This is a genomic window from uncultured Rhodococcus sp. (assembly GCF_963525155.1).
GTDB classification, from domain to species: Bacteria; Actinomycetota; Actinomycetes; order Mycobacteriales; family Mycobacteriaceae; genus Rhodococcus_F; species Rhodococcus_F qingshengii.
In genome coordinates this window covers 1-8,636 of record NZ_CAURKP010000203.1, presented here as the reverse complement: position 1 = coordinate 8,636, position 8,636 = coordinate 1, and the positions used below count along the sequence as shown (strand labels likewise).

The window sequence follows — 8,636 nt, the reverse complement described above, 5'->3', positions numbered from 1 at the left end:
GTACGAAGGCGAGGGACCCGGAGCAGGAACCGCACACCCGTCCTGGCTCGCCGGGACACAACCCGTTGAATCGACATCCAAAGAGCCGAGAAACCCGCTACGGTTCGCGGGCCTCGGCGCCGGTGTGATCGCGGCGATCGTGATCGTGGGGTTGGGATTGGGCTACGGAGGAAAGGTCTTCGATTCCGAGGACGCCGGACCCGTGGCAACCGAGGTGACCACGACGGCACCGACGACCACGACTACTCCGCCGCCGACGACCACAACGACCCCGCCCCCGACGACGACGGAGGAAGCCCCTCCGGTCGTCGAGGCTCCGCCAGTCGTGCAGGACACTTACGTGCCGCCCGCGCCCGCGCCCGCGCCGCCACCGCCGGCGATCTACATCCCGGGGCTTCCGCCGATTCTGTTGCCGGTTCTCCCACCGATTCCCGGACTCTGAGGCTCGCTTTCAGCGTTTGGAGTGTCGGCCACCTGACGTGGGGCCGACCTTGACCGCGCTACCGGGCGGACGGGCGAGAATCACGGCGATGGCAGTGGTGAGTGGAACCGAAAGCGCCAGGGCTATTCCGCCGACAGCGGACCTTACGATCTCGATTGCGACGGCGTCACCGACCAGGACGTCCTGAAGTGGGCGCCCGCTGACGCTGAAGAGCAGTAGCAGTGGCAGCGCCCCACCCGCGTACGCGAGAACCAAGGTGTAGACCGTGCTGGCGATGTGATCACGTCCGACCCGCATCGCACCGCCGAAGACTTTTCGACGGGACGCATGCTTGTCGAGTTCGGCCAACTCGAATGCCGAGGATGCCTGGGTGATGGTGACGTCGTTGAGAACGCCGAGCGAGCCGATGATGAAGCCCGCCAGCAGCAGGCCGGTGATGTCTATGTGCTCGATATAGGTCTGAACATTGGTGTTCTGCTCTTCAGACAAACCGGTGAGGTGTGTCAGTTCAATGCAGAGGTAGGAGAGAACCGCGGCGAGCACCATGGCGGCAAGGGTGCCGAGCAAAGCAGAACTGGTCTTGAGTGAGACCCCGTGCGCCAGATAGAGAACCGCGTACAAGATCACCGCCCCGGCGACCAGCGCAACCGGTATCGCAGGCTTGCCGTCGAGCAGAGCGGGTAGGAGAAACCCGACGACTACGCCGAAGGCGATCACCAGGCCGACGAGTGCGCGCAGCCCTCTCCACCGTGCGACTGCGATGATGACGACGGCGAACGCGATGACGATCAACGCCAGCGGGAGCCCACGCGAATAGTCTTCGAAGGAGTACTGCGTGTTTCCGTTCGGGTCGGTCTGACGCACCAGGCGAATGTGGTCACCCACGCGAAGGTCCGGCTGACCGGCGCCCGGAATGACCTCGAGCAATGTCTTCGTTCCGGCATTCGGCCCGGATTCGATATCGACGATACTTCGCTGGCACTGGTAGGCGGAGGTAGGCGGCGGTTGCGGGGCACCGACGAATACCCTTCCGGCAGAGGAACTTCCGCAGTCACCGAGATCCTGCATCGTGACGGTGCCCGCCTCGGTTTCCACCGAGCTGCCGTCGGCATTCTGGAAGGGGAGTGGGACGGGAATGGTGTTCTTGTCCGGCCACAGTGCGACAGCTGCCGCGACGACGACCATGCCGATGACGACGAGCAACCCGATGACGACGCGTGATGCGGTGGGGCCGATCTGAATGGGGCCACCGTGGCCGTGGCCGTGACTCATCGGAAACTGAGTGTCGGACTGGGGATTTGCACCGGTGCAATGTTATCGGCTCCGAAGCGAATGGTCAGCTTCTGACGGCAGTGTCGGTGAAAGGCAGTGTCGCTGCAAGGCAGAGTCGGCGAAAACCGGTGCTACCGATGAGGGGTTGTGAAACTGGGATTGGTCGAGCTGGGTGGCGGGGAACAGGGGGGGTTGTCCCCGCCACCAACCTGGTATCCACAGGGGGGGGGAGGGATACCAGGTGCTCGCGGCACCGAAGTGCTGCTAACTAATGTACCCAATTTCAAACCGATTTGGCGCGTTGTCCAACTACCAATTTCACAACGAATCATGTACCGGTTGGACCGTTTTCACATCGGGGCAGGTCACTAAATAGTTAAAGAGTCAATCAAACCGCATGGTTTGCGAAAAATGTGACCAAGGTCGCACAAATGCCCCGCAGTTTTACGTTTACGGGGCATTTGTACAACGAATTGTTTACTCGATTTCAGCCGGATTCAGCGTGAGAATCTACTGTTTGTAACTGGTGAGGAAGTTGCCGAATCGCTCGATGGCCACGGCGAGATCTCGGGCCCACGGAAGGGTGACGATCCGAAGGTGATCGTGATTCGGCCAATTGAACCCGGTGCCTTGAACCATCAGGATCTTCTCCTGGAGAAGCAGGTCCTGAACCAATTTCTCGTCGTCGTGGATCTCGTAGACGTTCGGATCCAGACGAGGGAACGCGTAGAGCGCGCCGCGAGGCTTCACACACGAAACGCCCGGAATCATGTTCAATCGCTCCCAAGCGACGTCGCGCTGCTCGAGCAGGCGGCCGCCGGGCAGGATCAGGTCTTCGATGCTCTGGTGACCGCCGAGGGCGACCTGAATGGCGTGCTGTCCGGGGACGTTGGGGCACAGACGGGTCGACGCCAAGAGATCGAGTCCCTCGAGGAAGCCGGCCGCGTGATCCTTCGGGCCCGTGATCGCCACCCAGCCGGAGCGGTAGCCGGCGACGCGGTAGGCCTTCGAGAGGCCGTTGAACGTCAGGCACAGCAGATCAGGGGCAAGTGTTGCCAGCGAGATGTGCTTGGCGTCGTCGTAGAGGATCTTGTCGTAGATCTCGTCGGCGAGCAGCAGAAGCTGATGCTTGCGTGCCAGATCGACCAACTGCTGCAGAACCTCCATCGAGTACACCGCACCCGTGGGGTTGTTCGGGTTGATGACGAGGAGAGCCTTGGTCTTGTCGGTGATCTTGGATTCGATATCGGCGATATCGGGATTCCAGTCGTTGGCCTCGTCGCAGAGATAGTGGACGGGCGTGCCTCCGGACAAGCTCGTCATCGCAGTCCACAGAGGGTAGTCCGGTGCTGGGATCAGAACCTCGTCGCCGTTGTTGAGGAGGGCCTGCATGGTCATCGTGATCAGCTCGGAAACACCGTTGCCGAGGTAGATGTCGTCGACGTCGAGCTCGGGGAAGCCGGGAACCAGCTCGTAACGCGTCACGATTGCGCGCCGCGCCGACAGAATGCCCTTCGACTCCGAATAGCCCTGTGCATAGGGCAGGGCGGCGATCATGTCCCGCATGATCACATCGGGGGCGTCGAATCCGAACGGTGCCGGGTTGCCGATGTTGAGCTTGAGGATCCGGTGTCCTTCCGCCTCCAACCGGGCGGCATGCGCGTGCACCGGTCCACGGATTTCGTACAGGACGTTCTGGAGCTTCGACGACTGCTCCAGCTCGCGCTGCGGCTGACGGTGGCGGACGGGTTCTGGTGTGCTCACGAGTTACATGATTCCACCACTGTGCAAGTGCATTGTCGGGGACCGTGTCGCACGCCCCGTTGGCTATTGTCGAGCGATGACCCCCAGCGAGCAGATTGCAGCCCCGTACGGATCGTGGACTTCTCCGATCGGAGCAGCTGATCTGGCTGCAGGTGGGCATCCTGTCGAGGGTGGACGATACGTCGGTGACGAGATCTGGTGGGCTGAACTTCGTCCGACCGAGGGTGGTCGGACCTCGATCCGTCGATCTGGTCTCGACAACCAACCCGTCGACATCCTCCCCGCGCCGTGGAACGCGCGTACCAGGGTTCACGAGTACGGCGGTGGCGCCTGGACGGTCACCGAGTCCGGAAAACTGGTCTTCAGTGAATTCTCCGATCAGCGGGTGTACATCCTCGAAGGAGTCACTCCACGGGCTCTGACGCCCGAACCGGCGTCGCCGGCCGCATTGCGATACGCAGACCTGCAGATCGTGAACGGCGAGGTGTGGGCGGTTCGGGAAGCGCACGCGGAGGACGGGGCGATCACTCGCGATATCTGCGCGATTCCGCTGGACGGTTCCGGCAACATCCGCTCGATCGTCGGCGGCTCGGACTTCCTCTCGTCACCGAGGCTCTCGCCGAGTGGAACCAAGATCGCCTGGATCGCATGGAACCATCCGCAAATGCCCTGGGACGGTACCGAACTGAGGGTAGCTCCACTCGTCGACGGCGTCGCTCAGGCGTATTCCGTGCTGATCGGCGGACTTGAAGAGTCCGTCCTGCAGCCGGAGTGGATCACCGACGACGAACTCTACGCAATCAGCGATCGCAGCGGCTGGTGGAACATCTATCGCGTCGGCGGCAAGATCAGCCCGATTTGCCCGGTGAACGCGGATTTCGGTGGCCCGCAGTGGCGCTTCGGTGGGCGCTGGTTCGTCGAACTCGGCAACGGGCACCTTCTCACCGCACGCACCGTCGGAACCGACACGCTGGCGGTACTCGACCCGGCGTCGGGGGAACTGCGCGACATCGCGACCCCGGGTGTCACCAGCATCGGCCTCATGCAGGTTCGCGGCGATCGGTTACTGCTCATCTCGGGAGGCGCGAAACTGGCGGGCGCGCTACGTGAACTGGACCTCGGTACCGGCGAACTCACCGAAATCCGTTCGTCGGTAGAAGAATTGCCCGAGTCTGCCTACCTTCCGGAAGCGCGAGCCGTCGTGGCTCACGGACACGGGCGAGAAGTTCACGCCGTTGCGTATCCGCCGCGCAGTCCGCGATACAAAGGGCTCGACGATGAACGACCGCCGTATGTCGCGTTTGTTCACGGTGGGCCGACGGCGCACGTCGCACCGGCCCTCAACCTCGTCTACGCCTTCTTCACCAGCCGCGGAATCGGCGTCGTCGACGTGAACTACGGCGGGTCGACCGGTTACGGACGTGAGTACCGTAATCGATTGCGTGGTCAGTGGGGTGTCGTCGACGTGCAGGACGTCGTCACCGCCGTCAACGGGTTGGCCGAGCAGGGGCTTGCCGATCCGGCCCGCCTTGCCATCGAAGGCGGATCCGCCGGTGGTTGGACCGTTCTGGCCGCACTGACGACGTCCGACGTGTTCGCTTGTGGTGCTTCCTATTTCGGCGTGGCCGAACTGGACCTGTTCGTGCAGGAAACTCACGATTTCGAATCGCGTTACGTCGACGGTTTGATCGGCCCGCTGCCGGAATCTGCCGACCTGTACGCGGAACGTGCTCCACTCAACAACGTCGACGGGTTGAACTGCCCGGTGTTGCTTCTCCAGGGTCTCGACGATCCGATCGTGCCACCCTCGCAGGCGGAGCGATTCCGGGATGCTCTGGTGGCCAAGGGCATTCCGCACGCGTACCTGGCCTACGAGGGTGAATCTCACGGATTCCGCAAGCAGTCGACCATCATCAGCTCACGCAACGCCGAGCTGTCCTTCTACGGGCAGGTGCTCGGATTCACTCCACCCGGCATTCCGACGCTCGAGCTGTGGAAGCCTGCGATCAGTAGCTGACGGCCCCGTGGCTGCGCGCGAAGGCCGCCAGGATCCGACTTGCCACCAGTGACGGGGTCGACAGGTCGGCCCACGTCCACCTCGCGACCTCCCACCCTGCGTCACGGAGTCGGTCTTCGCGGAGCTTCTCGTTCCAGAGCGCGTCCTCGGGGCTGCGACCGGCGGGCACCAGTCGGCCGTACTTGATGCGGCCGTCGAACTCTCCGATGGTGCGCTGCTCACGCCACAGGAAGTCGACGCGGCCGGCGAACCCTCGAGCGTCGTGGATGTCGACCTGGGGTTCGGGGAGCGGTAAGTGTTCGTGCAGGAACAATGCGAGGCTCCGTGATTCACCGACGCTTTCGATGCGGGAGTCCATCGCGGTGAGCGCGTGGAGCGCATGTCGATGGCGCGGATGGTTCGGGCTGAGTGCCAGCGAGGCTGCAACCGCGTCCTTGGTCAACCTTGAACGGTGCAACGCTGAATTGCCCACGACGAGAGCCTGTTCGAAAGTGAGTGTCCTCGCGAGATCCGCAACAGTTCGTGCCGGAGTCGTGACGCGCAGCCCATCGACTTCGGTGATCTCGTTGTCCGCCAGCCATGTCGAGTGCACGTGACGTCGAGCGGACTTTCGGCCACCACCTCGCCGGTTCCGGGACAGGTGAACGACCTCGAGCGGAGTGTTCCAGAGTTCGAAACCGTGCAGAACCGCAGCCGAGACGTGGCTGACAGTGGCACAGGGTGAAGCGGCGCAGGCCACGGCCTCTGCCCGCAATCGATGTCGTCCGTATGCGTCGAGGCGGGACAGGTGGCCGCTGTCCACGTACGCACCACGATGGATTCTGGCCCAGGTTCCACTAGCGCAGGCCTGTCGGATCTCGGCATCGGTGCGACCGATCGACAGTTGGTCCGGCCTGCGGATGATATGTGTCTGTTCCCCCATGTCGATCGATCTTGCTGCGCCCGGCGATGGAAAGGAAGCCGTGACCCCGGGGGTGTGGATAGCCGTGAGTGAACACCACTTGTCCACAGTTCGAACCGGTTTCGCGTCGCTGGAGAGGGTGTTCGGTATGGGGAAACGGTGGCAGGTTCCCGGTGTCGCGCTCTAGGAAACCCTTGCGTCCGGATCGTTCGCGTGCCAGGCTGTTCAACTATGACTACAGGAAAGGCGGACACCGCCACCGTCTCGTGAGCGCCGCACCGATTCGCTCGTCGGCATCACATCGAGCGACATTGCCCGAGAACTTCAATCTCTTCGATGAAGACAGTCTGGCCCTGGAAAAGATCCGCGACGTGTGGCTCGAACGCGGATTGTGTACTCGTCCTGCTGATCGAAACACCGCAGAAGCCTCTGTCGCGCAACTGTATCGACGCTCCGGGCTCCCGAAACCGGAGTTCGTCTGGGTCCCGTCGCCGTCTGCTGGTTCGGACCTGATCGTCACCGAAGGACTGTCGACCAAGATGTCATTGGACGGCACCGGCCTCGACTGCGCTTCCGGGTATATCGCGAGCATGTTTGCGGCTTCGCGCCGACGCATGGACGCGCGAATCGAATGTCGGAGAACTGGCTGGCAGATGGAACGCCGGCAGGGGGAGCGCCTGATCAGGGCGTCCATTTGGGAATCGTTGCACACCACGCTGTTCGACGGCGTCGCAGCTGCGATACGAACGATGTTGACCCCGGTGGCCGGGGAAGTGACCTGGTACGGGCAGCAGGACGCACATCGAATCGCGTACTACGACACATGCCATCGATTCGGTCTTGCGACCTTCCGCTCGGAAGACCGTGAACTCCTCGACGTGCAGACCGCACTGGCTGACTCGACCGGGTGGTGGTGGGCGTTCGACGACGCGTGCATCATGGCGGAACGACCCACCGCCTTACATGCCGAACCGATTCCGGGCAGCGCGCAGGGGGCACGGCGCTTGCATCATTCTGATTCCCCCGCAATCGAATTCGTAGACGGTACAAAGGCGTTCGTTCTGCACGGAGCGATCGTTCCAGACTGGGTGGTGCTCGACCCCACCGCCGAACGCATCGCACACGAGCGCAATGTAGAGATCCGTCGATGTGCAATCGAGCGGATCGGGTGGGATTCCTACATCGAGCTGGCGGGCCTGACACTGGTCGACCAAACCGACGATCCCGGTAACGCCGGTTGCCTGCTGCAGCTCTACGCGTCGCCGGAGGGCTGGGGTCGAAGTGGACGGATTCTCCTCGCGGTCAACGGTTCTCTCGAACGCGACGGGCATCGGCGTCGATACGGCCTTCACGTACCCGGATGGTTTACCTCCGCTTTGGATGCCGCCGGATGGACTTACGGCATCACCGGTACCGACTATTCCCGTCTCGTTCGTCGAACCTGAATCTCGAACCCTCAATCCTCGAACCCTCAATCCTCAAACCCTGGGTGATACTTATGAACTCGAACATGACCTTGTCCGCTCTCACCACCCTCACCGGCCTCGATGTCTTCGACTACCTGGACCAGGAAGTGTCCATTCCTGTGATCGACGGACTCCAGGCGCAAGGCGATCTCATCGTGATCCCGTTTTCGCTGCTCGCAAATATCGTGGCGCCTCTGCCATGGACACGCTCTGTGAGAGTGCCGCTCTCCGGCGTGGAACTGCTGCGAAGTGCGGCGGGAGGGAACCCCCACAGTCTGGTTGCAGACGAAGGGGAGTGCACGTGGTCGACGCCGGTGAAAGATGCTCGGGGCCTTGCACTCGGCGTGCTCGACACCCGGGTGACCGCGTACCTCATCCACCCGGAGCACGGCGCGACCGGTATCGCTCCGGGGCGATACGTCATCGGCCGGCAGCAGGAAAGGGGCGTCGGGCGTGCGCGCGGTGCGGTGATGCTTGTCGCCGACTGACACGCCGGCCTCGAGTTGGCGGGGAGTGGGCACCACTTGCATAGGGCGAGCACCGGTTTCCGTGTGCTGGACGGTGTGTTGGGTCGAGGGAAAGGGTGCTCGGTCGGCAAAGGCTCCCGCACAAACACGAATGCCCTCACCGTGACGGTGAGGGCATTCGCGTGTGGTGCGCTTACTTCTTGCGGCCAGGAGCCTTCGCGCCGGCCTTGAATCCGAGTCCGCCTGCCTTGGGGGCGGGCGGCGCGGCAGCAGGCGCCGGAGCTTCCGCGGGTGCGGACGCCTCAGC

General features: G+C 62.9%; 6 protein-coding genes and 1 pseudogene. 4 read left to right on the top strand and 3 right to left on the bottom strand.

Annotated elements, in window-relative coordinates:
* Window positions 1-442 (top strand): annotated as a pseudogene (locus tag RWT78_RS25615) (molecular chaperone); the annotation flags it as partial.
* Between the two features lie 9 nt (window positions 443-451).
* Here the strand turns inward: RWT78_RS25615 and RWT78_RS25610 are convergent.
* Entirely contained in the window at window positions 452-1,714 is a 1,263-nt protein-coding gene (locus tag RWT78_RS25610) for a YibE/F family protein (protein WP_064689383.1), read from the bottom strand.
* A gap of 510 nt (window positions 1,715-2,224) precedes the next feature.
* Window positions 2,225-3,478, bottom strand: coding sequence for a pyridoxal phosphate-dependent aminotransferase (locus RWT78_RS25605; RefSeq protein WP_003943683.1), 1,254 nt, complete (start codon window positions 3,476-3,478; stop codon window positions 2,225-2,227).
* A gap of 76 nt (window positions 3,479-3,554) precedes the next feature.
* Here RWT78_RS25605 and RWT78_RS25600 point away from each other — a divergent pair, with 76 nt between their 5' ends.
* Window positions 3,555-5,495 (top strand): prolyl oligopeptidase family serine peptidase, encoded by a 1,941-nt coding sequence (locus RWT78_RS25600; RefSeq protein ID WP_064689382.1) that lies wholly within the window; start codon window positions 3,555-3,557, stop codon window positions 5,493-5,495.
* Here RWT78_RS25600 and RWT78_RS25595 read toward each other — a convergent pair.
* Entirely contained in the window at window positions 5,485-6,417 is a 933-nt protein-coding gene (locus RWT78_RS25595) for a hypothetical protein (RefSeq protein WP_399552194.1), read from the bottom strand. The two genes, RWT78_RS25600 and RWT78_RS25595, sit on opposite strands and share 11 nt — an antisense overlap.
* A gap of 245 nt (window positions 6,418-6,662) precedes the next feature.
* Between RWT78_RS25595 and RWT78_RS25590 the strand changes: the two genes are divergently transcribed.
* Entirely contained in the window at window positions 6,663-7,841 is a 1,179-nt protein-coding gene (locus RWT78_RS25590; protein ID WP_314681788.1) for a DUF6745 domain-containing protein, read from the top strand.
* 53 nt (window positions 7,842-7,894) lie between these two features.
* Window positions 7,895-8,350: a hypothetical protein gene (locus RWT78_RS25585; RefSeq protein ID WP_029537798.1), complete on the top strand. Its 456-nt coding sequence runs from the start codon at window positions 7,895-7,897 to the stop codon at window positions 8,348-8,350.
* Window positions 8,351-8,636: the final 286 nt, after the last annotated feature.

What these genes read in the sequence shown, in the direction of transcription:
- RWT78_RS25610 (WP_064689383.1), bottom strand. Translation starts at nt 1,714, where the DNA reads ATGAGTCACGGCCACGGCCACGGTGGCCCCATTCAGATCGGCCCCACC.
- RWT78_RS25600 (WP_064689382.1), top strand. Translation starts at nt 3,555, where the DNA reads ATGACCCCCAGCGAGCAGATTGCAGCCCCGTACGGATCGTGGACTTCT.
- RWT78_RS25595 (WP_399552194.1), bottom strand. Translation starts at nt 6,417, where the DNA reads ATGGGGGAACAGACACATATCATCCGCAGGCCGGACCAACTGTCGATC.
- RWT78_RS25585 (WP_029537798.1), top strand. Translation starts at nt 7,895, where the DNA reads ATGAACTCGAACATGACCTTGTCCGCTCTCACCACCCTCACCGGCCTC.